Source organism: Pseudomonas sp. NPDC008258 (assembly GCF_042956345.1).
In the GTDB taxonomy this organism is placed as follows: Bacteria; Pseudomonadota; Gammaproteobacteria; order Pseudomonadales; family Pseudomonadaceae; genus Aquipseudomonas.
Window position 1 is genome coordinate 225,098 of record NZ_JBIBGE010000004.1, and the last position, 24,497, is coordinate 249,594.

The following is a 24,497-nucleotide window of genomic DNA, read 5'->3' on the forward strand; positions in this document are numbered from 1 at the left end:
TCGGCTGGAATCCCCGAAAAATTTTTGAAAATCTTCGCTCAACCTTCACGCAGGATGCGCAACCAAGGCGTGTACTGCTCGGCGCGCAACCCTAAGGTATGCGTCAGCGCCTTGAGCACGGCATCGGGCTTGTCGATCTCGAACACGCCAGACACCTTGCGCTGGCGCAGGCCCTCGCCCAGCAGCACGGTCTGGCCCGGCCAATAGCGGTTCAACTCGGCAACCACCTCGGCCAGCGGTTGCTGGCTGAACACCAGCTGCCGCTGCCGCCAGGCAAAAGCACTGGCCTGGTCGAACGGGTGCAAGGCGGCCAGCGAGCCCGCCGCATACTCCACGGCCTGCCCCGGCCCAAGGAACACGCCCGGGCCACTGCCGGCGTTGACTTCGACCCTGCCCTGCCCGACCTTGACGCGGGTCTGGCCAGCGTCACTGGCCACGCTGAAGTGGGTACCGACCACCCGCACCCAACCCTCACCGGCATTCACCACGAACGGCCGGGCGGGGTCGCGCGCCACATCGAACCAGGCCTCGCCGCGCAACAGCCGCACCCGCCGCTCGCCCTGCGCCAGGGTTACCTGTAGCGCCGTGTCGGTGTTCAGTTGCACCTGTGTGCCATCGTCTAGGCGCACACTGCGCGACTCACCGGTGGCGGTTGCATAGTCGGCGCGCCAGCGGTCGACATACGGCGTCTGGCCAACCAGCGAGCCCAGCAACAGGGCCGCCGCTATGCCCTGCGCAACCTTGCGCCAGTTACGCCGGGCAGGCTTGCGCCACTGTTGGCGCTGCTGTTCACGCAGCTGTGCCGCGGGTGCCTGTAAAGCGCCCAGCAACAGGATCACTTCATCCCAGGCCTGCATTTGCACAGCCCCGGCCACCTTCCAGGCAGCGAATGCCGCTTGCTCCTCAGGCGTGACATCGTCGGCCTGCAAGCGGTAATACCAGGCTGTGGCTTCGGCGAACATCTGCTCGCTGTCGGGCGTTTCGCTCATGGGGGTATCTGAAATTCCAGGGTTCATGGCCGCGGCGCCCTCACCTGGCCGGCCAGTTGCCGCTTGATGAAGGCGCGGCAGTCCAGCAGTGCCCGGCGCAGCTGGTATTCGACGCTGCGCGGGGTAACGTTCATGCGCTCGCCGATTTCCCGGTAGCTGCAGCCGTCGACATGGTAAAGCAGGAAGATATGCCGGGTCGCCTCGGGCAACGATTCGATCGCGGCCTGCATCAAGGCGTGCTGCTGCTGGTCGAACAGTTGTTCTTCGGCGCCGGGGTCGTCGCTGGCCAGCTCTTCGCTCGGCTCGCCAGCATCCAGGCGCTCGCGACGAATCATTTGCCGCTGGTGATCGCGCACCAGGTTACTGGCAATGGTGAAGAGAAAGGCCGGCAGGTTATCGATCTGCTTGTCGGCAGGCAGCCGCGCCAGGCGCAGGAACGACTCCTGGGTCAGGTCAGCGGCTACCTGAGGATTGCCGGTACGCCGTGCGACGAAGGCTTCCAGCGCTTTCTTCTGCTCGGTGAACAGCCGGGCGATCTGCTTGTTCCATGAAGACACGGCACGCCTCGGCTGCAAGTCTCAAGAGGTGCGCACGCTAGCAGAAGATGAGATGTATTCGCAATTGATACTGCATGTTGCCTGTTCAGGCCTCATCGCTGGCAAGCCAGGCTCCCACAGGTATTGCACATGGCTCGAGATCAATGCAATCGATGTGGGAGCAGCCTTGCGTCGCGATAGGGCTGCAAGGCAGCCCTAAATTCTCAAACCCTGTCCCAAACCTCAAAGTGATACCCAGGCTTGCCTTCCTCAACCTGCGCCTCACTCGAAGCCAGCGTCCACTGCCCCCGGTCAAACTCAGGAAACCACGCATCCCCCTCCGGCGCCAACTCCACGCGCGTCAGGTACATGCGGCTGACCAGTCCCTTCTCCAGCGCCTGCCCATACAGCTGCGCCCCGCCAATCAGCATCAGCTCATCGACGCCTTTCTCCCGCGCCCACTGCTCGGCACGCACCAGCGCCTCTTCCAGCGAGCCGAATACCTCGGCGCCCTCCAGTTGCAGCCCAGCCTGGCGGCTGACCACGATGTTCAGCCGCCCAGGCAGCGGCCTGCCCAGCGAATCCCAGGTCTTGCGCCCCATGATGATCGGCTTGCCCAGGGTGGTGGCCTTGAAGTACTTGAAATCCCCCGGCAGATGCCAGGGCATGGAGTTGTCGATGCCGATCACGCGGTTCTCGGCGTGAGCCGCGATCAGGCTGAGGGGGAGTGATGTATTCATGCCAGCGAGGATAGCACCGGGCGTGTGGGTTATGCTTCTGCCCTGACCTGTGCAATGGAAGAGCTTGTGACCGAACCGACTCCACTGGACAAACGCTGGCTCACCGAAGCGGTACGCCTGCGTGAAGAACATGCCGGCCCATTGGAAGACCAGGAGGCCAACCGCCGCGCCCGCCAACAAGGCGGCGACCTGGCGGCCCGCATCGAAACCCGTGCGCTGTGCCTGGCTGAACGCGACGGCATGACCACCGCCCTGCGCCACTGGAAGCAAGGCGCACGCCTGGCGCTACTGGCCTTGCTGCTGATGGCGGTACTCAGCGGCGCCGGCCTGGCGCTGGCCGCCCTGGGCGACGGGCAGCGCCCGGTGAATGTGTTCTGGGCACTGGGCAGCCTGCTCGGGCTGAACCTGCTGATGCTGCTGGGCTGGGCCATCGGTTTTGCCCTGAGTGGCGAGCATGGCGCAGGGCTGGGGCGCCTGTGGCTGTGGCTGAGCGAACGCTTTGCCCGTGACGCCAAGGCCGCACACCTGGCGCCAGCACTGCTGGTGCTGCTGCAACGCCAGCGCCTCAACCGCTGGCTGCTCGGCCTGCTGGTACATGCCTTGTGGCTGGTGGCTATGCTCACCGCGCTGGGGATGCTGCTGGCCTTGTTGGCCACCCGCCGCTACGGCTTTGTCTGGGAAACCACCCTGCTTGCCGCCGACCCGTTCATCCACCTGACCCAGGCACTGGGCGCCCTGCCCTCGCTGCTGGGCTTTGCCGTACCCGACGAGGCCATGATCCGCGCCAGCGGCGACACCTTGCCGGCCCTGGAACTGGCCCGCCAGGCCTGGGCCAGCTGGCTGCTCGGCGTGGTGCTGGTGTACGGCCTGCTGCCGCGCCTGCTGCTGGCCGGGTTATGCCTGTGGCGCTGGCGCCAGGGCCGCGAGCGCCTGTCGCTGGACCTGAGCCTGCCCGGCTACGCGCACCTGCGTGATGCGCTGATGCCTCGCAGCGAACGCATCGGCGTGCAGGACGCCGCCCCCGAAGCCTTGCCGCAGTTTGCCGCCGGGCAGCTGGAAAGCGGCAGCAGCGGTGCCTTGCTGGTCGGCCTGGAACTGGACGACCAGCGCCCCTGGCCGCCCACCCTGCCGAAAAGCGTGATCGATGCCGGCGTGCTCGACAGCCGCGAGTCGCGCAACCGCCTGCTCGAACAACTCAGCCGCTTTCCGCCGGCACGCCTGGCCGTCGCCTGCGACCCACGGCGCTCGCCAGACCGCGGCAGCCTGGCACTGCTGGCCGAACTGGCGCGCAATGCTGGCGCGACCCGAATCTGGCTATTGCAGGCCGCGCCGGGTCAGGCCCTCGATGCACAACGCCTGGGCGATTGGCACGAAGCCCTCGACCGCCTTGGCCTGGCGCACGCCGATACCTCGCCTTTGACCTGGCTGGAGCATGGCCATGACTGAGCCGCTGAAACTGGCCGTGGTTGGCCACACCAACGTCGGCAAGACCTCGCTGCTGCGCACCCTCACCCGTGACGTCGGCTTTGGCGAGGTGTCCCACCGCCCCAGCACCACCCGCCATGTCGAGGGGGCGCGCCTGTCGGTAGACGGCGAACCCTTGCTGGAGCTGTACGACACGCCGGGCCTTGAGGATGCCATTGCCCTACTCGACTACCTCGAACGCCTGGAGCGCCCGGGCGAACGCCTGGACGGCCCGGCCCGCCTGGAGCGGTTTCTGCAGGGCAGCGAGGCACGCCAGCGTTTCGAGCAGGAGGCCAAGGTGCTGCGCCAGTTGCTGGCCAGCGACGCCGGCCTGTACGTGATCGACGCACGTGAGCCGGTGCTGGCTAAATACCGTGACGAACTGGAAGTGCTGGCCAGCTGCGGCAAGCCGCTGCTACCGGTGCTGAACTTTGTGGCCAGCCACCAGCACCGTGAGCCGCAATGGCGTGAAGCCCTCGCCCGGCTTGGGCTTCACGCGTTGGTGCGGTTCGACAGCGTGGCCCCCCCAGAGGATGGCGAACGCCGTTTGTACGAGAGCCTGGCCCTGTTGCTGGAGGACGCCCGCCCGGCCTTGCAACGGCTGATTGACGACCAGCAGGCGCAGCGTCTGGCTCGCCAGCACAGCGGCAAGCGGTTGATTGCCGAGCTGCTGCTGGACTGCGCCGCGTGCCGGCGTAGCGTGGAGGCTGTGCCGGCTGCCGAAGCCAAGGCCATCGAGGCCTTGCGCCAGGACGTGCGCCAGCGTGAACAGCGCTGCGTCGAGGCACTGCTCAAGCTGTATGCCTTCCGCCGCGAAGATGCCCATGCCAGCGACCTGCCGTTGCTCGATGGCCGCTGGGGCGATGACCTGTTCAACCCCGAGACGTTGAAGCTGTTGGGCGTACGCCTGGGCAGCGGCGTGGCGGCCGGGGCTGCGGCAGGTGCCGGGGTCGACCTGCTGGTTGGCGGGCTCACCCTGGGTGCGGCGGCGCTGGCCGGGGCAATTGCCGGTGGCGCGCTACAGACGGCACGCAACTATGGGTCGCGATTGATGGGCAAGCTCAAAGGCAAACGCGAGCTGACCGTGGACGACACGGTGCTGCGATTGCTGGCTTTGCGTCAGCAGCAATTGATGGTGGCGCTGGATAGCCGCGGGCATGCGGCGCAGGACCGCATCAGGTTGGGTGAGCTGGATGAGAAGGCCTGGCGCGAGGGCAAGTTGCCAGAGGCCCTGGTGAAGGCGCGGGCGCATCCGCAGTGGTCCACGCTCAATCCTGGGGCGAAGCTGAATCAGGCTGAGCGGCAGGAACAGCTGGAGGCGCTGGTTTCACAATTTTGAGTGGGCAGGTCTGGCCTATTCGCGGGCACGCCCGCTCCCACAGGATCTCCACTGCCTTAGAAACCTGTGCAGTACCTGTGGGAGCTGGCTTGCCGGCGATAGGGCCAGTACTGCAAAGCAAAATTTCAGAGCAAAGCCAAAGCCTTTCGCCTCAACCCATCCAGATCCACCACCGGCACCCCAACCTCCTTGGCCAACTCATCCCACTCCCGCATCCGCAAACTCACCTCGAACAGCGGATCCCGCTCGAACGCATCCGCCTGCGCCTCACTCATCACGCCCCCCTGATATTCCAACGTCCGCCGGCTCGCCTCGCTCAATTGCTGGTAATACCCCGGCCGGCGCAACGTCAGGTAGCGCTTGGCCTCCACGTGATACTGCACCAGCCGCGCCATGCGTTCGCCAAAACCGCAACGGCGCAGGTATTCGGCCCCGATGCGCTCATGGCTGACCACGCCATACCCACCCATGCTGGCATCACCGCCACACAGGTGGCCGATGTCGTGGAAGAACGCCGCCAGCACCACTTCATCGTCGAAGCCTTCGGCCATGGCCAGTTGCGCGGCCTGGGACATGTGTTCGAGCTGGGTGATGGCTTCGCCGATGTAGTCGTCGCTGCCATGCTGTGCGTACAGGGCGAAGGTGCTGTCGATAATCTCGGCAGGGGTGGGCATTCAAGTCTTCTCCTGGCTTGATTCAGTGATGGCTTCTTCGCGGGCTCGCCCGCTCCCACCCCCTCAGGGCCTGCGCAGTACCTGTGGGAGCGGGCGTGCCCGCGAAGAGGCCGGTACAGGTTACTGCTGGGCCACCTTCTCCGACTTGCCGTCATAGCGCTTGCGCCATTCAGCCAGAATCTCGTCACGGTTCTTCGAAGCCCAGGCAAAGTCGTTCTTGATCAGGCGCTGTTCGTAGTCCGCTGGCAATTCGGTCTGCGGCTTGGCAATGCCCGGCGCAGCCAGCACGGCGAAGTTCTCCTTGTACAGCTCCATGGCCGCCGGGCTTGCCGAGAAATCAGCCAGCCGCCTGGCCGCATCCGCCTTGGGCGAGCCCTTGATCACCGCTGTCGCCTCGATCTCCCAGCCCAAGCCTTCCTTCGGCAGCACGATATCCAGCGGCGCGCCCTGGCGCTTGAGCTGCACGGCCGGGTACTCGAACGAGATCCCGATCGGGAACTCACCCGCCGCCGCCAGCTTGCACGGCTTGGAGCCGGAGTGAACGTACTGGCCGATGTTCTGGTGCAGTGCATCCATGTAAGCCCAGCCCTGCGGCTCGCCAAAGGTCTGCAACCAGGCACTCACGTCAAGGAAGCCAGTGCCCGAAGAGGCCGGGTTGGGCATGACGATCTTGCCCTTGTACTCGGGCTTGGTCAGGTCTTGCCAACTCACCGGCTTGCTCAGGCCCTGCTTCTCGGCCTCGACGGTATTGAAGCAGATGGTCGCGGCCCACACATCCATGCCCACCCAGGCCGGGGGGTTGGCGGCATCGCGGTAGTTGCTGGAGATCTTGCCCAGGTCCTTTGGCGCGTATGCTTCCAACATGCCGTTCTGGTCGAGAACGGCCAGGCTGGACGCCGCCAGGCCCCACACGGCGTCGGCTTGCGGGCGGTCTTTTTCGGCCAGCAGCTTGGCGGTGATGATGCCGGTGGAATCACGCACCCATTTGATCTCGATATCCGGGTTGGCCTTTTCGAAGCCCTGCTTGTAGCTCTTCAGCTGTTCGGCTTCCAGGGCGGTATAGACCGTCAGCTGGGTGCCGGCGGCCGAGGCCTGCAGGCTGAACACGGCGCAAGTGGCAGCGGCAAGTGCAAGGTGCTTGTACATGGGTAGGTTCCTTACAGGTCAGACGGTCGCGGCGCGTTGGCGCCAGGCTTGGGAGCGGCGCAGCAGGCCGCGTGAGGCTGCGGCCAGCAACAGTGAAGCGCCGGCACTGGTCAGCAGAATCAGGGTGGACATGGCAGCAGCACCGCCAACGTTGCCGGCATCGTCCATGTTCAGCACGGCAACGGCCGCCAGGATGGTGTCGGGGCTGTACAGGAAGATCGCCGCCGACACGGTGGTCATGGCCGAGACGAACAGGTAGCGGATGATGTCCAGCAGCGCTGGCAGGCAGATCGGCACGGTCACCCGCAGGAAATGCATGTACAGCGGCGCCTTCAGCGACAGCGCAGCGGCCTCGAACTCGCCGTCTAGCTGGCGCAGCGCAGTGGTTGCAGTCATCTGCGCGGTGGTCAGGTAATGGGCGATGGTGCACACCACCAACAGCCCCATGCCGCCATACAGCACATGCAGCGGGTTGCCGTTCAGGTTGAAGAAGAAGACGTAGCCCAGCCCCAGCACCAGGCCTGGCACGGCCATGGGGATGAAGCTGAGCAGGCGCAGCATCTGGTTGAGCAGGCGCTGGCCCTGGGTTTTCTCCATCAGGTAAGCACCGGTGAAGATCACGATGCTGCCGATCAGCGCGGTGCCGATGGCCATGGTCACGCTGTTGCGATAGGCCAGCCAGCCGCCACCTGCGGTGTCTTCGAACATGTAATGACGCAGCGACAACGACAGGTTGTACGGCCAGAAGGTGACCAGCGACGAGTACACCGCCATGCCTATCACCAGCAGCAGCGCCGCGCACACCAGCAGCACAATGGCCAGGAAGCAGGCATCACGGCCCCGCGACGGCTTGGGTTCGAACACCTGGGCACGGCCGCTCATGGCCTCGCCCTGGCGCCGCCGCAGCCAGGCATCGACCGTGAAGCTGAACAGGGCTGGCAGCAGCAGCACCATGCCGATCAACGCGCCACGACCGAACTGTTGCTGCCCGACCACAGCCTTGTAGGCCTCCAGCGCCAGCACCTGATAATCACCGCCGACCACGACCGGTACACCGAAGTCGGTGATGGTCAGGGTGAACACCAGGCAAAACGCCGCGAACACCGCCTGGCGGGTGGCCGGCCAGGTGATGCTGGTAAACGCCCGGCATGGGCCGGCGCCCATGCTGGAGGCCGCGTCGAACAGGCGCGCATCCGCCAGCGACAGCGCCGACAGCAGGATCATCAGCGCATGCGGGAAGGTGTAGATGGCCTCGCCCAGCACGATGCCCCAGAAACCGTAGATGTTGTCGCTGAGCAACCCGCGCAGCAGCCCCTGGTTACCAAACAGGTAGACCAGCGCAATGGCCGGCAACATCGACGGCGCCAGCAGCGGCAGCAGCGAAATCCCCCGCCACAGGCCCTTGGCCGGGATCAGCGTACGTTGCAGGGCATAGGCGAACAGATACGCCAGCGGCACCACGATGGCCGCTACGGTGAAGGCCACCGACAGGCTGTTGCCCAACAACCAGTGGAAGTTGTCGCTGGCGAACAGTTCGCGGGCAGCCAGCAGGCCACCACCCTGGCCCGCCTCACCACTGAAACCACGCCAGAAGATCGCCAGCAGCGGCATCAGCACGGCCAGCACCAGAAGGATCAGCAGCAGGCTCTTGCCACCGACGACGAACAGCCGATCACCCAGTGCGACGCCAGCACGCGGCGCTCGGGCCTGCCTCAGCGGCAGGGACATTGGCGCGGCCATCTCAGGCAAACACCTGCAGGCTCTGGGGCGGCAGCGCCACCCAGATGTCCTGCGAGCCCAGGCGCGGCATGGCCTCGGGGGCCAGTTCGGCCAGCAGGGCGTGGCCAGGCAAGGCCTTGAGCTCGAAGCTCATGCGGCAGCGGTTACCCAGGAAGGTGATTTCGCGGACCTTGGCCGGGAACAGGTTTTCTTCATGCACCACCGGGTTGACCGTAATCGCCTCCGGGCGGCAGAACAGCCGGCCGCTGCTGGCCTGGGCCGAGCCGGGTGACAGGCGCATGTTCATGCCACCAACCTGGGCGTGGCTTTCACTGCTGCGCTGGAATGGCAGCCAGTTGCCCTGGCCGACGAACTCGGCGACGAACGGTGTGGCTGGCTGGTCGTAGATTTCCTGTGGGGTGGCGTACTGCTCGACCTGGCCGTTGTTCATCACGGCAATGCGGTCGGCCATCAGCATGGCCTCGTCCTGGTTGTGGGTGACCATCAAGGTGGTAATGCCCAGCTGGCGTTGCAATTGGCGCAGTTCGGTGCACAGGTGCTCGCGCACCCGGGCGTCCAGCGCCGACATGGGCTCGTCGAGCAGCAGCAGGGACGGCGCCGGCGCCAGCGCACGGGCCAGGGCCACGCGCTGCTGCTGGCCACCGGAGAGCTGGCCCGGGTACTTCTTCTCGCTGCCGGCCAGGCCCACCAGTGCGAGCATTTCGGCGACCCGTTGGCGGGTCTGCTCGCGGCCGCTGCCAGTCAGGCCGTAGGCAATGTTGGCCTCGACGGTGAGGTTAGGGAACAGCGCGTAGGACTGGAACAGGATGCCGTAGTCACGGGCCTGGGGTGGCAGTTCGGAGATATCGCGCTCGCCGATGTACAGCGTGCCGCGGTCCTGGCGCTCCAGCCCGGCGATGCAGCGCAGCAGCGTGGTCTTGCCGCAGCCGGACGGGCCGAGCAGGCACACCAGTTCGCCGGCGGCGATGTCCAGCGAGACATCGTTGAGCGCCGTGAAGGCACCGAAGCGCTTGTGGATATTGCGCACTTTCATCTGTGCGCCGGGGGTGGTGTGGATCATGGCAGGGCCTCATCGAAGAGATGGGGCCATGCTAGGAAGACTGTGCGAAGGTTCTGTGGCGTTTGGGCAAAAGCCGGTGATAGTGGTATAGGCAGATTTTGTAATGGCCTGCACCGGCCTGTTCGCGGGCTTGCCCGCTCCCACAGGGCCCGCACAACATTCAGAACCTGCGCAGTACCTGTGGGAGCGGGCAAGCCCGCGAAGAAGCCACCACAAATCTAGAAGTGCGAACCCGCCACTTCCTGCGCCACTCCCAGGAATGCTGCCGGCAACCGGGCCTGGCGCCGCTCCTTCAGGCAATACAGGTACTCATGCATCACGGGCGCATCCTCCAGCGCCAGTACCCGCAACTCAGGATTGTGCGGCACCTCATGCCGGGCAATCACACTGATGCCAATGTTGCGCAGCACTGCCTCACGGATCGACTCGCGGCTGCCAATCTCCAGCAATGCCCCGGCCGTCACCCCGGCCTCCTGCATCATTTGTTCGGTCAGCTTGCGCGTGGTCGAGCCTTTTTCGCGCATCAGCAGGCAATGCCCGGCCACCCCGTCGATGGACACCGCCTGGCGGTGGGCCAACGGGTGGTTGCGGTGCACCGCCACAACCAATGGATCAGTGCCCAGCACCCGACGCACCAGCCGGGCGTCTTCCACCAACTGCGACGAAGCGGCGATATCCACCCGATAGTCCTCGAGCATTTCCAGCACCTGCTGCGAGTTGCCGATCTCCACCGCCACTTCCACCTGCGGCAGGCGTTCGCGGTAGATCTTCACCAGGTCGAGAATGTAGTAAGGCGCCGTGGCGGCAATGCGCAGGCTGCCCTGGGCCTGACCGCTGTTGCGCAGTTCGAACTCGATGTCCGCCTCCTGCTGCAACAGCGCCTTGACCATCGGCAGCAGGCGCACGCCCTCTTCGCTCAACACCAGGCGCCGCCCGCCGCGGTAGAACAGCTCTACCGCGTACTGGCTTTCCAGGTTGCGGATCTGCGTGGTCACCGTGGGCTGGCTAAGCCCGAGCTTCTTCGCCGCCAGGGTGATGCTGCCCAGGCGGGCCACCATGTAGAAGGCTTTCAGCTCCGAACTCAGCATGCACGTCCTCTATTTGCGCAAAAGGCGCAAGCCGTTGAACACCACCAGCAGGCTCACACCCATGTCGGCGAACACCGCCATCCACATGGTCGCCATGCCGGCAAAGGTGATCGCCAGGAAAATCGCCTTGATGCCCAACGCCAGAACGATGTTCTGCATGAGGATCGCCGCACTTTGGCGCGACAGCCTGACGAAGGCCGGGATTTTGCGCAAGTCGTCGTCCATCAGCGCCACATCGGCAGTCTCGATGGCGGTGTCGGTACCGGCGGCCGCCATGGCAAAGCCGATCTCGGCGCGGGCCAGCGCCGGCGCGTCGTTGATACCATCACCGACCATACCCACCCGATGCCCCTGCGCGTACAGCGCTTCGATGGTTTTCAGCTTGTCGGCAGGCAACAGGTTGCCCTCGGCACGATCAATGCCCACCACGGCGGCGATGGCCTGCGCGGTATGTGGATTGTCACCGGTCAGCATGACAGTCTTGATGCCCAGCTCATGCAACTCGGCGATGGCCTGGCGGCTGCTGTCCTTGACCGTGTCGGCAACGGCGAACAGGGCCAGCGGGCCGGAACGGTCAAGCAGCAGGACCACCGTCTTGCCCTGGCGCTCCAGCGCATCCAGTCGGGCTTCCAGCGCGGGCGAGCACAGCCCCAGTTCTTCGACCAGGCGGTGGTTGCCCAAGTGGTATACCTCACCGGCAATGCTGCCGCGCACCCCGCGCCCGGCCAGGGCGGCGAAATCATCGACCTCGCTCAAGGCCAGGCCTTGCTGCTTGCCGAACTGGGCAATGGCGCGGGACACCGGGTGGTCCGAACGCTCGCCCAGGCTGGCGGCCAGCGCTTGCGCACGGCCTTCGAACAGCGGCTCCAGCACCTTGGCGTCGGTCTGCACAGGCTTGCCGTGGGTGATCGTGCCGGTCTTGTCCAGGGCCAGGAAGTCCAGATGGCGACCGCCTTCCAGGTACACCCCACCCTTGATCAGGATGCCTTTGCGCGCAGCAGCGGCCAGGCCGCTGACAATGGTCACCGGGGTAGAGATCACCAGGGCGCACGGGCACGCGACCACCAGCAGTACCAGGGCGCGGTAGATCCAGTCGAACCACGCACCGGCCATGAACAGCGGCGGAATAACCGCCACGGCCAGGGCGATGGCGAATACCACTGGGGTGTAGATGCGCGAAAAACGGTCGACGAAGCGCTGGGTAGGCGCCCGCGCGCCTTGCGCCTCCTCCACGGCCTTGATGATCCGCGCCAGTGTCGATTGGCCAGCGGCGGCGGTGACGCGAAACTCCAGTGCCCCTGCATGGTTGATGGTGCCGGCGAACAGCTTGTCGCCCACTGCCTTCTCCACAGGCAGGCTTTCGCCGGTGATCGGTGCCTGATCGACGCTCGATTGCCCATTGGTCACTTCACCGTCCAGGCCGATACGTTCGCCGGGGCGCACCCGTACCAAGGCGCCAATGGCCACCTCCCGCACCTCCATCTCGCGCCATTGGCCATCGGCCTGCTGCACCGTGGCCATGTCTGGCGTCAGCTGCATCAGCCCGCCGATGGCATTGCGCGCGCGGTCCAGCGAGCGCGCTTCGATCAGCTCGGCGACGGTGAACAGCACCATCACCATGGCCGCTTCCGGCCACTGGCCGATCAATACCGCGCCAGTGACGGCGATACTCATCAGCGCGTTTATGTTGAGGTTACGGTTTTTCAGGGCGATCCAGCCTTTTTTGTAGGTACCCAAGCCGCAGCCAAGGATCGCGGCGAGCGCCAGGGCCGCCACCACCCATTCCGGTGCGAGTGCGGAAAAGTGCACGATTTCGGCGGCAATTGCGGCAACACCCGCCAATGCCAGTGGCCACCAGCGGGTCTTGGCCGGTTGTGGCGTGCTGGCACTACCATCGTCCTCGGCAGCCATTGGCTCGGCCTTCATGCCCAGGCTGTCGATGGCCCGCTCGATGTCAGCGGTACCGTCCAGGGTATGACGTACGCCCAGCACACGGTTGATCAGGTTAAACTCCAGCTGCTCGATACCGGCCAGCTTGCCCAGCTTGTCCTGGATCAGGGTCTGCTCGGTGGGGCAGTCCATGGCCTCGATGCGGAAACGGCTGAACCGGGAATGGCTACTGGCCTGCTCGCTCAGTTGCACTTTGGCGGGCGCAGCGGCAGCGCCACAGCAACTGTGGGCGTGGTGATCGTGCTTGTGTTCGTGGCTGACAGGCTGGTTCATGGGGTCATCCTTAAGTTGAGCCTGTTGCCAAGTGAACACCCTGTAGCCACTATAGGGTCAAGCCATTGGTGGGAGATTTCGTGATGAAGATCGGAGAGCTGGCCAAAGCCACTGACTGCGCAGTGGAAACCATCCGTTATTACGAGCGGGAAAACCTGCTGCCGGAGCCTGCGCGCACCGAAGGCAACTACCGGCTCTATACGCAGGCCCACGTAGAGCGGCTGACGTTCATTCGCAACTGCCGCACGCTGGACATGACCCTGGACGAAATCCGCAGCCTGCTGCGCCTGCGCGACAGCCCGGATGACTCATGCGGCAGCGTCAATGCGCTGATCGACGAGCATATCGAGCATGTGCAGGCACGGATCGATGGCTTGGTGGCGTTGCAGGAGCAACTGGTCGAGCTGCGGCGGCGCTGCAATGCGCAAGGCTCGGAGTGCGCGATCTTGCAGCAACTGGAGACGAACGGGGCAGTATCGGTGCCGGATACCGAGCATTCGCATGTGGGGCGAAGTCACGGGCATTGAGCCTAAAAGCTTCGCGGGCACGCCCGCTCCCACAGGGACCGCACAAGGCCTGGGCCTGTGTAGTACCTGTGGGAGCGGGCGTGCCCGCGAAGAGGCCGGTTCAGGCAATAACGATCTATCAGACCGCCATCAGCGCCGTCATCGGCGCATGGTGCTCATACCCTTCCAGCCAGAAGTCACTCGGCTCGATCTTCTCCAGCCACTCCGGCTCGTACTTCCCGGTTTCGGCAAACGCCGGCACGCGATCACTGATCACCAGCTTCGGCGCCTCAAGCCGCTCGCGCTTGAGCTGCTCGTTCAGCATGTCCAGGTGGTTTTCATACACATGGGCATCGCCGATGAAGTAGGTGAACCAGCGCGGGGTGTAGCCGGTCAGGCGGCCGAACAGCGACAGCAGCGCCGCACCTTCGGTGAGGTTGAACGGCGTGCCATCGGAGCTTAAGGAACCATATAATTTATAGGATTCGACTTAGGCCGGCCGAATTTCAGTAAAAATCCTTTCTTTTGCCGAGCCATTCATTGCCATAGGATGAGTGGTCCATAAGCGTATCAATAAAAGCTATCAAGTCTTCATATAAATCTTTTATTCGACTTACTGGCAACTCGCGTTTCAATCTACTCTGCACAAACAAACAAAAGTCATTCAAACCCGTAGCATCAACCAGTCTTCCACCGCCTGCAAATCCTTTTCTAAACAAGAACGGGAGTACAATCTTATTGGAAGTTGATACAATGCCGGCAAAAATAGGCTCAATACCTTTCAGGTCCGAATTCTCTTTTATAGATAAATCTCTATATTTTTTTAAATTCGCATCTAAAAAAGTATAATACCGCTGATTACACACGCCACCAGACGCCAATTCATGCAGTCGCGCCAATAGTGCGCCTTCTGTACAAAAGTCTTTTTTCTGGCGATTCATGCGGTAGAATATCGACTTCTCGAGATCTTCCTTAATAAATCCAGAAAAAAATGATTTAGAGCCCGCACCCAGCTCATTTAAATACTTTACAATAGTTTCCGAGCCACTCTCTACAAGCTCTGCATATGTAATCGCCGTAACGCTATGACGATTTTTTTCTTGCCATTTCGCCAATATTACGGGAAGCAAATATTCGTACTTCCTACCTATCTGAAGGTGCCCAGGTACATCCTTGAGCATATTCTGGTGACTTCCGACACCTACTGTCCAAGAGTCAGTACTGGAAAAAAGATGACGCAAGCTTCCATGTCCTTGCTCAGCATCAAGCCATTTGTCACCAATTTCGTCTGAAAGATCCGACCAAACGCCATTAAATTTAGAAGCCATCACGGCCAGGAATAAGGATACTTTCTTTTCATACTCATCCTCCCAACCCTCTGAACGCTTCAAATCCTTTTTGAACTTCTCATAAAGGGCTGTAACTATAGTCATAACTAACTTTTGCTTAGCAGCAGCCGCGACTTCCGAACGACTTGCAGCAAGCCAGTCACCTGCATGACCTGACATGAGGTTGATTCTTACATCCAGCAGCGGAAAACTCGCCATTTCAAATTTAAATGGCTGCCCCCGGTAGTACACCCTTACAGCAGGGCCATTTCTATCCTCATCAACAAACCTATAATAGACCCCAATGAGCTCCTGCTGCTCTCCACAGGAAATATCAACGTAGTCAAAATCAGGAGCTTTAGAGCTTCTTTTGGATTTTTCTATTTGGAAACTACCATATCGCCTAGTCCTAACAACACCCTCAATTCCCACTAACGAACCATCAGCAAAATCAGATATTTTGTCCGCAATTTTGGCAGCCTCATATGAGTAGCTATCTCCATATATAGGATCGTACCCCAATGCAACTGACGAACTTATCGAACCATTTCTTATAGCTAAAGGAGACCCTTCAGACTCAGGTAGTGAGAACTCGAACTCAATAGTAGAACCGCACGGCTCCGACACGTCGGTGACAATTTTCTTTATGAAAACCATACCTTCTTTCGACGAAGTCGGACTATGCATAACAAGTTCTAGTGCCTCATTGGAAAATATATCCTTGGTACGAATCATTACGGAGTCGCACACCATAAATATACTTTGTAATCCAATACCAAACGCTCCAGACGGCTTAAGCCATTCAGGCATCTGATTCACTATCCGTTGCCTTTTCCTATTCTCTTGGGAGGCTCCAACCCTAAGCATATATGCCAAGTCAGAGATACCAATCCCCGTACCTTGATCACTTACCTTTAATGTCCAGACGGACCCATCATGCTCAGATGCTTCGCCTTCGATTAGCTCAACGTACACTTTATACTGCTGTAATAAAGACTGTGCGGATCTCGGATTACCTAAAATATGCACAGAGGCTTTCGGGTGCGTGACCCAAAGCCTTATGAGTGTCGCATCAACTGCATTCTGCAATATTTCTTGCACATACGCAAAACGACTCTCATAGATGTTTGCACCTTGGAGGAGGCTGAAAGCTTTTTGCGGGTCAATATTAAACTGCGGGGTCTGCCCTGACTTTAATACTCTATAATCGCCAACCAGAATGACTTCCAACTCACCAAGCGTTGGTAGCAAACCCAGTTCACGCGAAGGAACAATATCTTGCCAATGAGCCATCTGGCAGTGCATTTCCATTCGAAGCCAATCAAACCACTTACAGCTTTCAATATACCCTTCAACCGATGCACACTCAGCTTTAATTTCAATTCTATCTCTATCTATCCGTAGATGACGGATTGCGGAGTGCTTTTCTTCATGGGCTTTACTTAGGGCTGGACGCTCATCGCCAGAAATTTTCTGCATCACTGGACAAAATCTATTGTCATCAAGATCAAGCAGATCACCCAGCCTGAGCAAACATGCTACAAAACGCGGATGACAATCATCCTGCCCAACCCCAGTCTGTTTGTAAGGCAAGGTCGCCAGCACGTCCTCAAAAGAGCCACCGTGCATATGGCAAATGCTCCCCAACAACTTAAATAGTCTTGCGGGAATCAACTCAGTTCGAGGCGAGGTCAATCCTATACTTTCAAAAGGGCTATCTACGATTAACCTGGCTCGTTCAGGATGCTTCCTTCTAAACCATTCTGAAAGCAATTCCCGAAACTTCTCCATCGCTCTAACTGGCGATTCTTCACTCTTTAGCCATCCACCGGCCTCTTCAGACCTAAACGCTAAAGCAAATGTTCGGAGATAATGATTTTTATCATCACATATACTTGCAAGATATTCCGAAAAATCAGCACTTGCTATCGTCTCGGCAATATCGCGCCTTGACACCACCATACCAATATCATGCCAATATGCTGCCTCTAATATTAGCCATGTATCAGTAGCTGAAAGAAGCGCTATCCCCTCAACCCCAAGCAATCTTTCAATATTAACTAGTATCTGTCGACTATGCGACTCATCATGTCGACTATAGTGAGGAAAAAGACTAGAAACACCCTGCAATGCCTTGGGAATTAATCTCTCATCAAATCCCCACTGACTTACAAGAAGTGAAAGTGCCGAATGCTCTTCCCCTTTCTCCTTCAAATGCTTTATAAGAAGGTCAGCCATCGACACTCTCCATTTCATCGATTTTGTGCATACTTTTATTAAGCACGCTAAATGTTCTGTTAAACCGCCATCGGCGCCGTCATCGGCGCATGGTGCTCATACCCTTCCAGCCAGAAGTCACTCGGCTCGATCTTCTCCAGCCACTCCGGCTCGTACTTGCCGGTTTCGGCAAACGCCGGCACGCGGTCACTGATCACCAGCTTCGGCGCCTCCAGCGGCTCGCGCTTGAGCTGCTCGTTCAGCATGTCCAGGTGGTTTTCATACACATGGGCATCGCCGATGAAGTAGGTGAACCAGCGCGGGGTGTAGCCGGTCAGGCGGCCGAACAGCGACAGCAGCGCCGCACCTTCGGTGAGGTTGAACGGCGTACCCAGGCCCAGGTCGTTGGAGCGGATGTAAAGGGTCAGGGAAATTTCCTTGGTCTCTACATTCGGGTGGAACTGGTACAGAAGGTGGCACGGCGGCAGGGCCATTTCGTCCAGCTGCGCGCAGTTCCAGCCGTGGAACAGGATGCGGCGGCTGCCCGGGTCGTTGGCGATGGTGTCCAGGCACTGGCGCACCTGGTCGATGGCCTTGTACAGGATGACGAACGCGACGCCGTCTTCCTCGTCCTGGGCGATACGGCGGAAACCGGCCTTCTCGGCCATTTCGATGGCAGCCGGGTTGCTCAGCGGGATACGCTTGTAGCCCGGCCACTGGCGCCATTGCACGCCGTAGATTTCGCCCAGGTCGTCATGGCCCTGGCGGAACGGGTTGGCCAGCCACTGGGCGTTCTCGTTGGCGTTCTGGTCCCAGACCTTGCAGCCCAGTTCGCGGAATTCACCGGCGTTTTTCACGCCACGCAGGAAGCCGACCATTTCGCCGATCGCCGACTTGAACGCCAGCTTGCGCGTGGTAATGGCCGGAAAGCCCTTCTGCAGGTCGAAGCGCAGCATGGCGCCCGGCAGGCTGATGGTGCGGATGCCGGTGCGGTTTTCCTGCAGCGTGCCGTTGTCGATAACGTCGCGGACCAGGTCCAGATACTGTTTCATGGCTTACCTGTAGCAAAAACGGCAGGGGGATCGCCCCTGCCGTGGGATTAATCAGGCGGGTTTCGCCGTGGGCTTGCGATTATAAGCCCACCAGATCAGGCCAAGGCCAGCCAGGATCATCGGCACGCACAGAATCTGACCCATGGTCAGCCAGCCCCAGGCGATATAGCCGAGCTGGGCATCCGGTACGCGGACGAATTCGACGATGAAGCGGAAGATGCCATAGAACAGCGCAAACATGCCGGAGACCGCCATGGTGGGCCGCGGTTTGCGCGAGAACAGCCAGAGGATGACGAACAGCGCCACGCCTTCCAGGGCAAACTGGTACAGCTGCGACGGGTGCCGTGGCAACTGTGCCGGGTCGCTGAACGGTGGGAAGATCATCGCCCATGGCACATCGGTGGGTTTACCCCACAGCTCGGCATTGATGAAGTTGCCAATACGCCCGGCCCCCAGGCCAATCGGCACCAGCGGGGCAACGAAGTCCATCAGCTCGAAGAACGACTTGTTATTGCGCTTGCCGAACCACAAGGCCGCCAGCATCACCCCGATGAAGCCGCCGTGGAACGACATGCCGCCCTTCCACACTTCAAAGATCAGCGTCGGGTTGGCCAGGTAGGCATGCAGGTCGTAGAACAGCACATAGCCCAATCGGCCACCGACAATCACCCCCATCGACAGCCAGAACACCAGGTCGGACAGCTTCTCGCGTGACCAGGTAGGGTCAAAGCGGTTCAAACGGCGCGAGGCCAGCAGCCAGGCGCCACCGATGCCGATCAGGTACATCAGGCCGTACCAGTGGATTTTCAGCGGCCCGATGGCCAAGGCCACGGGGTCTATCTGCGGGTAAGGCAGCATGGAACTTCCTCTCGATTCAAATCAAAAAGCTGAGGCCGACACAGAACAGCAGGGCTGCGAACAGGCGTTTCAACAAACGGGGCGACAGCTTGTGCGCCAGGCGCGCGCCGAAGCGGGCGAAAAACATGCTGGTCACGGCAATACCGACCAGTGCCGGCAAGTACACGTAACCCAGGCTGTGGGCCGGCAGGTGCTCCTCGTGCCAGCCCAGCACCATGAAGCTCAGGGCGCTGGCCATCGCAATGGGCAGGCCACAGGCCGAGGACGTGGCCACCGCCTGCTGCATGGGCAGGCTGCGCGAAGTCAGGAACGGTACGGTCAGCGACCCGCCGCCGATACCAAAAATGGCCGAGGCCCAACCGATCACGCCGCCGGCGCCGATCAACGCGGGCTTGCCGGGGACGCCACGGCTGGCCTTGGGCTTGAGGTCCAGGGCCATCTGTGCGGCGATGACCAGGGCGAACACGCCGATGATCTTTTGCAGCAGAGGCCCCTGAATCAGCGAGGCAGTCTTGGCACCGACACCAGCACCCAGCAGGATGCCCAAGGTCATCCAGGCGAAGATCGACCACTGCACCGCACCCTTGCGGTGGTGCTCAAGCACGGCGTTGATGGAGGTAAAGACGATGGTTGCCAGGGACGTACCGACTGCCAGGTGGGTCAGCACCGAGGCATCGAAACCCTGCAAGGTGAAGCTGAACACCAGCACCGGCACGATGATGATGCCGCCGCCCACGCCGAACAGCCCGGCCAGCACACCGGCACAGGCGCCCAACAGCAGATAGAGCACGAATTCCATTCGGCTTCCCCAGAAAAACAATCCGGCATGGTAACGGAAGCCGGGCTCGGGGCTCTAGTGAACTCTGTGTCAGGATGGATCCGCCCCGCCGCTGTGGGTACAGTGGCAAGAAACACAGAGGCCCAACCGATGTGCCTGATCGTATTTGCCTGGCGGCCGGGGCATGCCCTGCCGCTGATCGTCGCGGCCAACCGCGACGAGTTCCATGCCCGCCCTACCCAGGCCCTGGCTGCCTGGGAGGATGCGCCCGGGGTGTATGCCGGGCGCGACCTGGAGGCCGGTGGTACCTGGCTGGGCGTGGGACCGCAGGGGCGCTTTGCGGCGCTGACCAATATCCGCGACCCGGGCCAGCCGCTGGGGGCCCGCTCGCGGGGTGAACTGGTGGCGGCGTATTTGCAGGGCGAGCTAGGGGTTGAGGCTTACCTGGACCAGGTGGCCAGCCAGAACGGGCAGTATTCGGGGTTCAACCTGTTGGTAGGTGACGAGCGGCAACTGGGTTACCTGAATGCCCGGGACGCGGCGCCACGCCTGCTTGAGGCAGGCGTTTACGGGCTTTCCAATGCCGGGCTGGACACGCCTTGGCCGAAGCTGGTGAAGGCGCGAAGCGGGCTGGAGAGGTTGCTGGACACGCCCGAGCCGGCGCGATTGCTGGCGTTGCTGGCTGATGGCGAGCCTGCGGCTGATGGGGAGCTACCGGAGACAGGCGTGGGGCTGGCGACCGAGAGGCTGCTGTCGAGTGTGTTTATTGCCAGCCAGAATTATGGGACGCGGGCGAGTACCGTGCTGATTGTGGATGATCAGGGTAGAAGGCAGTTAATTGAGCGCAGTTTCGGGCCCTTTGGTGGGCATCTGGGGGAAGTTGAGCTTTTGGTCTGATCTTTTGAGGTTGCCCTTACCGGCCTCTTCGCGGGCTTGCCCGCTCCCACAGGTACTGCGGCGATCCCTGTGGGAGCGGGCAAGCCCGCGAAGAGGCCGGTAAGGGCAACCGCTGAATCACAGGGTTTTATTGGCCCCAGGCCCGATCATCCGCGCCAGCCCAAGGTTCTTCAGCGCCAACTGCAGCGAACTATGGATAACCTGCGGGTTGTCATGGCTCAAGGCTTCGGCCAACAGTTCCTTGGCCTTGCCCATGTTCACCTGACGCAGCATCCACTTCACCTTCGGCAGGTTGGTGGCGTTCATCGACAGGCTGTCGAAGCCCATCGCCATCAGCAAAATGGCCGCCGCCGGGTCGCCCGCCATCTCGCCACAGATGCTCACCGGTTTGCCTTCACCATGGGCATCACGCACCACGGTGTTCAGCGCTTGCAGCACCGCCGGGTGCAGGTAATCGTACAGGTCGGCGACCCGTGGGTTGTTGCGGTCCACCGCCAGCAGGTACTGGGTCAGGTCGTTGGACCCCACCGACAGGAAGTCCACCTGGCGCGCCAGCTCCTTGGTCTGGTACACCGCTGCCGGGATCTCCACCATTACGCCCACCGGCGGCATCGGCACATCGGTGCCTTCGTCACGCACCTCGCCCCAGGCACGGTGGATCAGGTGCAGCGCCTCTTCCAGCTCGTGGATGCCGGAGATCATCGGCAGCAGGATGCGCAGGTTGTTCAGGCCCTCGCTGGCCTTGAGCATGGCGCGGGTCTGCACCAGGAAGATTTCCGGGTGGTCGAGGGTGACGCGGATGCCACGCCAGCCGAGGAACGGGTTTTCTTCCTTGATCGGGAAGTACGACAGCGCCTTGTCACCGCCGATGTCGAGGGTGCGCATGGTAACCGGCAGCGGGTGGAAGGCCGCCAGCTGCTCGCGGTAGATGGCCAGCTGCTCTTTTTCGCTGGGGAAGCGCTGGTTGATCATGAACGGCACTTCGGTGCGGTACAGGCCAACCCCTTCGGCGCCACGCTGCTGGGCGCGGGCAACGTCGGCCAGCAAGCCGGTGTTGACCCACAGCGGCATGCGGTGGCCATCGGGGGTGACGCACGGCAGTTCACGAAGGGCATCCAGGCCTTTGGCCAACTGGCGCTCTTCCTCGACCACTTCGCTGTACTGCTTGCGCAGCACATCGCTGGGGTTGGTGAACACCTCGCCCTTGTAGCCGTCGACGATCATCTCGATGCCGTCGACCTTGGAGTAAGGCAGGTCGACCAGGCCCATCACAGTAGGGATGCCCATGGCGCGGGCCAGGATGGCAACGTGGGAGTTGCCCGAGCCCAGTACCGAGACCAGGCCAGCCAGCTTGCCTTCCGGCACCTCGCCGAGCATGGCCGGGGTCAGTTCTTCACTGACCAGGATGGTGTTGTCGGCGTACACCAGCGACTGGGAACGGGCTTCCTGCAAGTAGGCCAGCAGGCGCCGGCCAAGGTCCTTGACGTCGGAGGCACGCTCACGCAGGTAGTCATCGTCCATCAGCTCGAAGCGGTTGACGTGCTCGCCCACCACCTGGCGCAGCGCGCCCTGGGCCCACTGGCCGGTCTTGATGACCTCGGTCACCTCACCGCCCAGGGCCGCGTCTTCGAGCATCATCAGGTACACATCGAACAGTGCGCGCTCTTCCGGGCGCAGCTGGGTAGCCAGCTTGGCCGACAGCTTGCGCATGTCGTCGCGCACGCCTTCTAGGGCGTTCTGGAACAGCTTGAGTTCGGCGTCGATGTCATCGACGGTCTTGTCCGGCACCACTTCCAGGTCGGCGGGTGGCAGCATGACCACGGCACGCCCCACAGCGGCACCCGGTGAACCCGGCACACCAACGAAGCGGGCCTCCTGAATGCCTTTACCCTGGCGCCCCAGGCCACGAATCGAACCGGTGGCTTCTGCGTGGGCGATTACCCCGGCAAGCTGGGCGCTCATGGTGACCAGGAAGGCTTCTTCGCCCTCGTCGAACTGGCGGCGCTCCTTCTGCTGGATGACCAATACCCCGACCACGCGGCGGTGGTGGATGATCGGTGCACCAAGGAAGGAGGCGAATTTTTCTTCACCGGTTTCGGCAAAGTAGCGGTAGCGCGGGTGGTCGGCGGCGTTTTCCAGGTTCAGCGGCTCTTCCCGGGTGCCCACCAGGCCGACCAGGCCTTCGTTGGGGGCCATGCTGACCTTGCCGATGGAGCGCTTGTTCAGGCCTTCGGAAGCCATCAGCACGAAGCGGTTGGTTTCCGGGTCAAGCAGGTAGACCGAGCAGACCTGGCTGCCCATGGCCTCCTTGACGCGCAAGACAATGATCCCCAACGCCGACTTGAGATCTTTGGCGGAGTTTACTTCCTGGACGATCTTGCGCAGCGTATTGAGCATGGCTCGGGGTCGAACTCCGTCGTCAGTCGCGCGTCAGCAGGCGCGGTGCTAGCTCTTTCAGGGCGCGCCGGTATACCTCGCGCTTGAATGTCACAACCTGGCCCAGCGGGTACCAATAGCTTACCCAGCGCCAGCCGTCGAATTCCGGCTTGCCGGTCAGGTCCATCCGCACCCGCTGTTCGTTGCTGATCAGGCGCAGCAGGAACCACTTCTGCTTCTGGCCGATGCACAGCGGCTGGCTGTGGGTACGGACCAGTCGCTGGGGTAAACGATAACGCAACCAGCCGCGGGTGCAGGCAAGAATTTCCACATCATCGCGTTCAAGGCCAACTTCTTCGTTCAGCTCGCGGTACAGGGCATCTTCCGGCGTCTCGTCAGGGTTGATACCCCCCTGGGGAAACTGCCAGGCATCCTGGTTGATCCGGCGAGCCCATAGCACCTGCCCGGCATCATTCGTGAGAATGATCCCGACATTGGGGCGAAAACCATCCGGGTCGATCACGGCAGCAACCTCGCAAACGCATGTCACCGCATTGTTCCACAAAGCTTGCGAGCGCAGCAACGCGCCGGCCAAGCTTATGTGCAGCCGCGTGAAAACTCCGTATTCTGCGGGCCACCCTGTAGCTGATGCGAGTGACTGCGATGCGCCTGGCTTTATTCGACCTGGACAATACCCTCCTCGGTGGCGACAGCGACCATGCCTGGGGTGACTACCTCTGCCAGCGCGGCATTCTCGACCCGGTTGCCTATAAACAACGCAACGATGGCTTCTATCAGGACTACCTCAACGGCACCCTGGATTTGCAGGCCTACCTGGCCTTCTCCATGGAGATCCTTGCGGCTACGCCTGCGGCCCGGCTCGATGAATGGCACCGCGATTTCATGCGCGACTGCATCGAGCCGATCATCCTGCCCAAGGCCCTGGCCTTGCTGCAGCAGCACCGTGAAGCCGGCGACCAGTTGGTGATCATCACCGCTACCAACCGCTTCGTCACCGCACCGATTGCCCGGCGCCTTGGGGTTCGCGTGCTGCTGGCAACCGAATGCGAGGTGCATGAGGGCCGTTACACCGGGCGCAGTACCGATATACCGTGTTTCCGTGAAGGCAAGGTGACGCGCCTGGAGCGGTGGATGCTGGAGAACGGCTTTGATCTTGAGGACAGCTATTTCTATAGCGACTCGATGAATGATTTGCCGTTGTTGCAGCGGGTGACGCATGCCGTGGCGGTGGACCCCGACCCGAACCTGCGGGCCGAGGCCGAGAAGCGCGGGTGGCCGGTGGTTTCACTGCGGGCTTGAGATTGCCGGGGCCGCTGCGCGCCCCATCGCCGGCAAGCCAGCTCCCACAGGGACCGTGCAAACCCGCTTTTTGTGGGAGATTCTATGGTTTTAGGGAAGTTTTTTAAGCGGCTTTTGATCGATACTCGTCTCCGCTTTTCAGTAGGGCAAATACTACTCGCGCCAA

At 61.6% G+C, this 24,497-nt stretch carries 20 protein-coding genes and 1 pseudogene; 5 read left to right on the top strand and 16 right to left on the bottom strand.

Annotation, left to right across the window (positions count from 1 at the left end; all coding sequences use genetic code 11):
* Nucleotides 1–38: 38 nt before the first annotated feature.
* From ACFY9W_RS05065 to ACFY9W_RS05075, 3 genes are all read right to left on the bottom strand, one after another.
* Entirely contained in the window at nt 39–989 is a 951-nt protein-coding gene (locus ACFY9W_RS05065; RefSeq protein WP_391126602.1) for a FecR domain-containing protein, read from the bottom strand.
* Nucleotides 990–1,012: 23 nt separating this feature from the next.
* Nucleotides 1,013–1,546, bottom strand: a complete 534-nt coding sequence (locus tag ACFY9W_RS05070; RefSeq protein ID WP_391126605.1) for a sigma-70 family RNA polymerase sigma factor — start codon at nt 1,544–1,546, stop codon at nt 1,013–1,015.
* Between the two features lie 203 nt (nt 1,547–1,749).
* Nucleotides 1,750–2,265 (bottom strand): dihydrofolate reductase, encoded by a 516-nt coding sequence (locus ACFY9W_RS05075; RefSeq protein WP_391126608.1) that lies wholly within the window; start codon nt 2,263–2,265, stop codon nt 1,750–1,752.
* Between the two features lie 54 nt (nt 2,266–2,319).
* On the opposite strand from ACFY9W_RS05075, the gene ACFY9W_RS05080 reads away from it, so the two are divergent.
* On the top strand, nt 2,320–3,711 hold the full coding sequence (locus ACFY9W_RS05080) for a DUF2868 domain-containing protein (protein ID WP_391126611.1): 1,392 nt from the start codon (nt 2,320–2,322) through the stop codon (nt 3,709–3,711).
* Complete coding sequence (locus tag ACFY9W_RS05085) at nt 3,704–5,068, top strand: DUF3482 domain-containing protein (protein ID WP_391126614.1); 1,365 nt, start codon at nt 3,704–3,706, stop codon at nt 5,066–5,068. The genes ACFY9W_RS05080 and ACFY9W_RS05085 overlap by 8 nt, the downstream gene beginning before the upstream one ends.
* A gap of 125 nt (nt 5,069–5,193) precedes the next feature.
* Here the strand turns inward: ACFY9W_RS05085 and ACFY9W_RS05090 are convergent, their stop codons facing one another.
* The 6 genes from ACFY9W_RS05090 to ACFY9W_RS05115 all read right to left on the bottom strand — a co-directional run bounded on the left by ACFY9W_RS05090 (nt 5,194) and on the right by ACFY9W_RS05115 (nt 12,999).
* On the bottom strand, nt 5,194–5,742 hold the full coding sequence (locus ACFY9W_RS05090; protein ID WP_391126617.1) for a phosphonate degradation HD-domain oxygenase: 549 nt from the start codon (nt 5,740–5,742) through the stop codon (nt 5,194–5,196).
* 120 nt (nt 5,743–5,862) lie between these two features.
* Nucleotides 5,863–6,888, bottom strand: a complete 1,026-nt coding sequence (locus ACFY9W_RS05095; RefSeq protein ID WP_391126620.1) for a putative 2-aminoethylphosphonate ABC transporter substrate-binding protein — start codon at nt 6,886–6,888, stop codon at nt 5,863–5,865.
* Nucleotides 6,889–6,906: 18 nt separating this feature from the next.
* Entirely contained in the window at nt 6,907–8,628 is a 1,722-nt protein-coding gene (locus ACFY9W_RS05100; RefSeq protein ID WP_391126623.1) for a putative 2-aminoethylphosphonate ABC transporter permease subunit, read from the bottom strand.
* A gap of 1 nt (nt 8,629) precedes the next feature.
* Nucleotides 8,630–9,688 carry a putative 2-aminoethylphosphonate ABC transporter ATP-binding protein gene (locus ACFY9W_RS05105; RefSeq protein WP_391126626.1) on the bottom strand — a complete coding sequence of 353 codons (1,059 nt, stop codon included), beginning with the start codon at nt 9,686–9,688 and terminating at the stop codon, nt 8,630–8,632.
* Between the two features lie 218 nt (nt 9,689–9,906).
* Complete coding sequence (locus tag ACFY9W_RS05110) at nt 9,907–10,776, bottom strand: LysR substrate-binding domain-containing protein (protein ID WP_391126629.1); 870 nt, start codon at nt 10,774–10,776, stop codon at nt 9,907–9,909.
* A 9-nt stretch (nt 10,777–10,785) separates the two neighbouring features.
* Entirely contained in the window at nt 10,786–12,999 is a 2,214-nt protein-coding gene (locus ACFY9W_RS05115; RefSeq protein WP_391126632.1) for a heavy metal translocating P-type ATPase, read from the bottom strand.
* Between the two features lie 83 nt (nt 13,000–13,082).
* Between ACFY9W_RS05115 and cadR the strand changes: the two genes are divergently transcribed.
* Nucleotides 13,083–13,526 (top strand): cadmium resistance transcriptional regulator CadR, encoded by a 444-nt coding sequence (cadR, locus tag ACFY9W_RS05120; protein ID WP_016489679.1) that lies wholly within the window; start codon nt 13,083–13,085, stop codon nt 13,524–13,526.
* A gap of 118 nt (nt 13,527–13,644) precedes the next feature.
* Here cadR and ACFY9W_RS05125 read toward each other — a convergent pair.
* The 5 genes and pseudogenes from ACFY9W_RS05125 to ACFY9W_RS05145 form a co-directional block, all read right to left on the bottom strand.
* A pseudogene (locus ACFY9W_RS05125) lies at nt 13,645–13,956 on the bottom strand (thymidylate synthase); the annotation flags it as partial.
* Nucleotides 13,957–14,011: 55 nt separating this feature from the next.
* On the bottom strand, nt 14,012–17,071 hold the full coding sequence (locus ACFY9W_RS05130) for a hypothetical protein (RefSeq protein WP_391126635.1): 3,060 nt from the start codon (nt 17,069–17,071) through the stop codon (nt 14,012–14,014).
* Between the two features lie 59 nt (nt 17,072–17,130).
* Complete coding sequence (locus ACFY9W_RS05135) at nt 17,131–18,102, bottom strand: thymidylate synthase (protein ID WP_105947256.1); 972 nt, start codon at nt 18,100–18,102, stop codon at nt 17,131–17,133.
* A gap of 51 nt (nt 18,103–18,153) precedes the next feature.
* Complete coding sequence (gene lgt, locus ACFY9W_RS05140; RefSeq protein WP_003249027.1) at nt 18,154–18,960, bottom strand: prolipoprotein diacylglyceryl transferase; 807 nt, start codon at nt 18,958–18,960, stop codon at nt 18,154–18,156.
* 16 nt (nt 18,961–18,976) lie between these two features.
* Nucleotides 18,977–19,759, bottom strand: a complete 783-nt coding sequence (locus tag ACFY9W_RS05145) for a TSUP family transporter (RefSeq protein WP_391126639.1) — start codon at nt 19,757–19,759, stop codon at nt 18,977–18,979.
* 129 nt (nt 19,760–19,888) lie between these two features.
* Between ACFY9W_RS05145 and ACFY9W_RS05150 the strand changes: the two genes are divergently transcribed.
* On the top strand, nt 19,889–20,635 hold the full coding sequence (locus ACFY9W_RS05150; RefSeq protein ID WP_391126641.1) for an NRDE family protein: 747 nt from the start codon (nt 19,889–19,891) through the stop codon (nt 20,633–20,635).
* A 117-nt stretch (nt 20,636–20,752) separates the two neighbouring features.
* On the opposite strand, the gene ptsP is transcribed toward ACFY9W_RS05150, so the two are convergent.
* Both ptsP and ACFY9W_RS05160 read right to left on the bottom strand, forming a co-directional pair.
* Entirely contained in the window at nt 20,753–23,032 is a 2,280-nt protein-coding gene (gene ptsP, locus ACFY9W_RS05155) for a phosphoenolpyruvate--protein phosphotransferase (protein WP_391126644.1), read from the bottom strand.
* A gap of 22 nt (nt 23,033–23,054) precedes the next feature.
* Nucleotides 23,055–23,534, bottom strand: coding sequence for an RNA pyrophosphohydrolase (locus ACFY9W_RS05160; RefSeq protein ID WP_023532670.1), 480 nt, complete (start codon nt 23,532–23,534; stop codon nt 23,055–23,057).
* Nucleotides 23,535–23,674: 140 nt separating this feature from the next.
* Here ACFY9W_RS05160 and ACFY9W_RS05165 point away from each other — a divergent pair, with 140 nt between their 5' ends.
* The gene (locus ACFY9W_RS05165; protein WP_391126647.1) at nt 23,675–24,331 is read left to right on the top strand and encodes an HAD-IB family hydrolase; all 657 of its coding nucleotides are present in this window, start codon (nt 23,675–23,677) and stop codon (nt 24,329–24,331) included.
* Nucleotides 24,332–24,497: the final 166 nt, after the last annotated feature.

Bases quoted from the DNA above. Each gene is read 5' to 3' on its own strand.
- ACFY9W_RS05150 (WP_391126641.1), top strand. From the start codon at position 19,889: ATGTGCCTGATCGTATTTGCCTGGCGGCCGGGGCATGCCCTGCCGCTG.
- ACFY9W_RS05165 (WP_391126647.1), top strand. From the start codon at position 23,675: ATGCGCCTGGCTTTATTCGACCTGGACAATACCCTCCTCGGTGGCGAC.
- ACFY9W_RS05065 (WP_391126602.1), bottom strand. From the start codon at position 989: ATGAGCGAAACGCCCGACAGCGAGCAGATGTTCGCCGAAGCCACAGCC.
- ACFY9W_RS05145 (WP_391126639.1), bottom strand. From the start codon at position 19,759: ATGGAATTCGTGCTCTATCTGCTGTTGGGCGCCTGTGCCGGTGTGCTG.
- ACFY9W_RS05085 (WP_391126614.1), top strand. From the start codon at position 3,704: ATGACTGAGCCGCTGAAACTGGCCGTGGTTGGCCACACCAACGTCGGC.
- lgt (WP_003249027.1), bottom strand. From the start codon at position 18,960: ATGCTGCCTTACCCGCAGATAGACCCCGTGGCCTTGGCCATCGGGCCG.
- ACFY9W_RS05095 (WP_391126620.1), bottom strand. From the start codon at position 6,888: ATGTACAAGCACCTTGCACTTGCCGCTGCCACTTGCGCCGTGTTCAGC.
- ACFY9W_RS05080 (WP_391126611.1), top strand. From the start codon at position 2,320: ATGGAAGAGCTTGTGACCGAACCGACTCCACTGGACAAACGCTGGCTC.
- ACFY9W_RS05110 (WP_391126629.1), bottom strand. From the start codon at position 10,776: ATGCTGAGTTCGGAGCTGAAAGCCTTCTACATGGTGGCCCGCCTGGGC.
- ACFY9W_RS05115 (WP_391126632.1), bottom strand. From the start codon at position 12,999: ATGAACCAGCCTGTCAGCCACGAACACAAGCACGATCACCACGCCCAC.
- ptsP (WP_391126644.1), bottom strand. From the start codon at position 23,032: ATGCTCAATACGCTGCGCAAGATCGTCCAGGAAGTAAACTCCGCCAAA.
- ACFY9W_RS05090 (WP_391126617.1), bottom strand. From the start codon at position 5,742: ATGCCCACCCCTGCCGAGATTATCGACAGCACCTTCGCCCTGTACGCA.
- cadR (WP_016489679.1), top strand. From the start codon at position 13,083: ATGAAGATCGGAGAGCTGGCCAAAGCCACTGACTGCGCAGTGGAAACC.
- ACFY9W_RS05135 (WP_105947256.1), bottom strand. From the start codon at position 18,102: ATGAAACAGTATCTGGACCTGGTCCGCGACGTTATCGACAACGGCACG.
- ACFY9W_RS05130 (WP_391126635.1), bottom strand. From the start codon at position 17,071: ATGGCTGACCTTCTTATAAAGCATTTGAAGGAGAAAGGGGAAGAGCAT.
- ACFY9W_RS05075 (WP_391126608.1), bottom strand. From the start codon at position 2,265: ATGAATACATCACTCCCCCTCAGCCTGATCGCGGCTCACGCCGAGAAC.
- ACFY9W_RS05105 (WP_391126626.1), bottom strand. From the start codon at position 9,688: ATGATCCACACCACCCCCGGCGCACAGATGAAAGTGCGCAATATCCAC.
- ACFY9W_RS05100 (WP_391126623.1), bottom strand. From the start codon at position 8,628: ATGGCCGCGCCAATGTCCCTGCCGCTGAGGCAGGCCCGAGCGCCGCGT.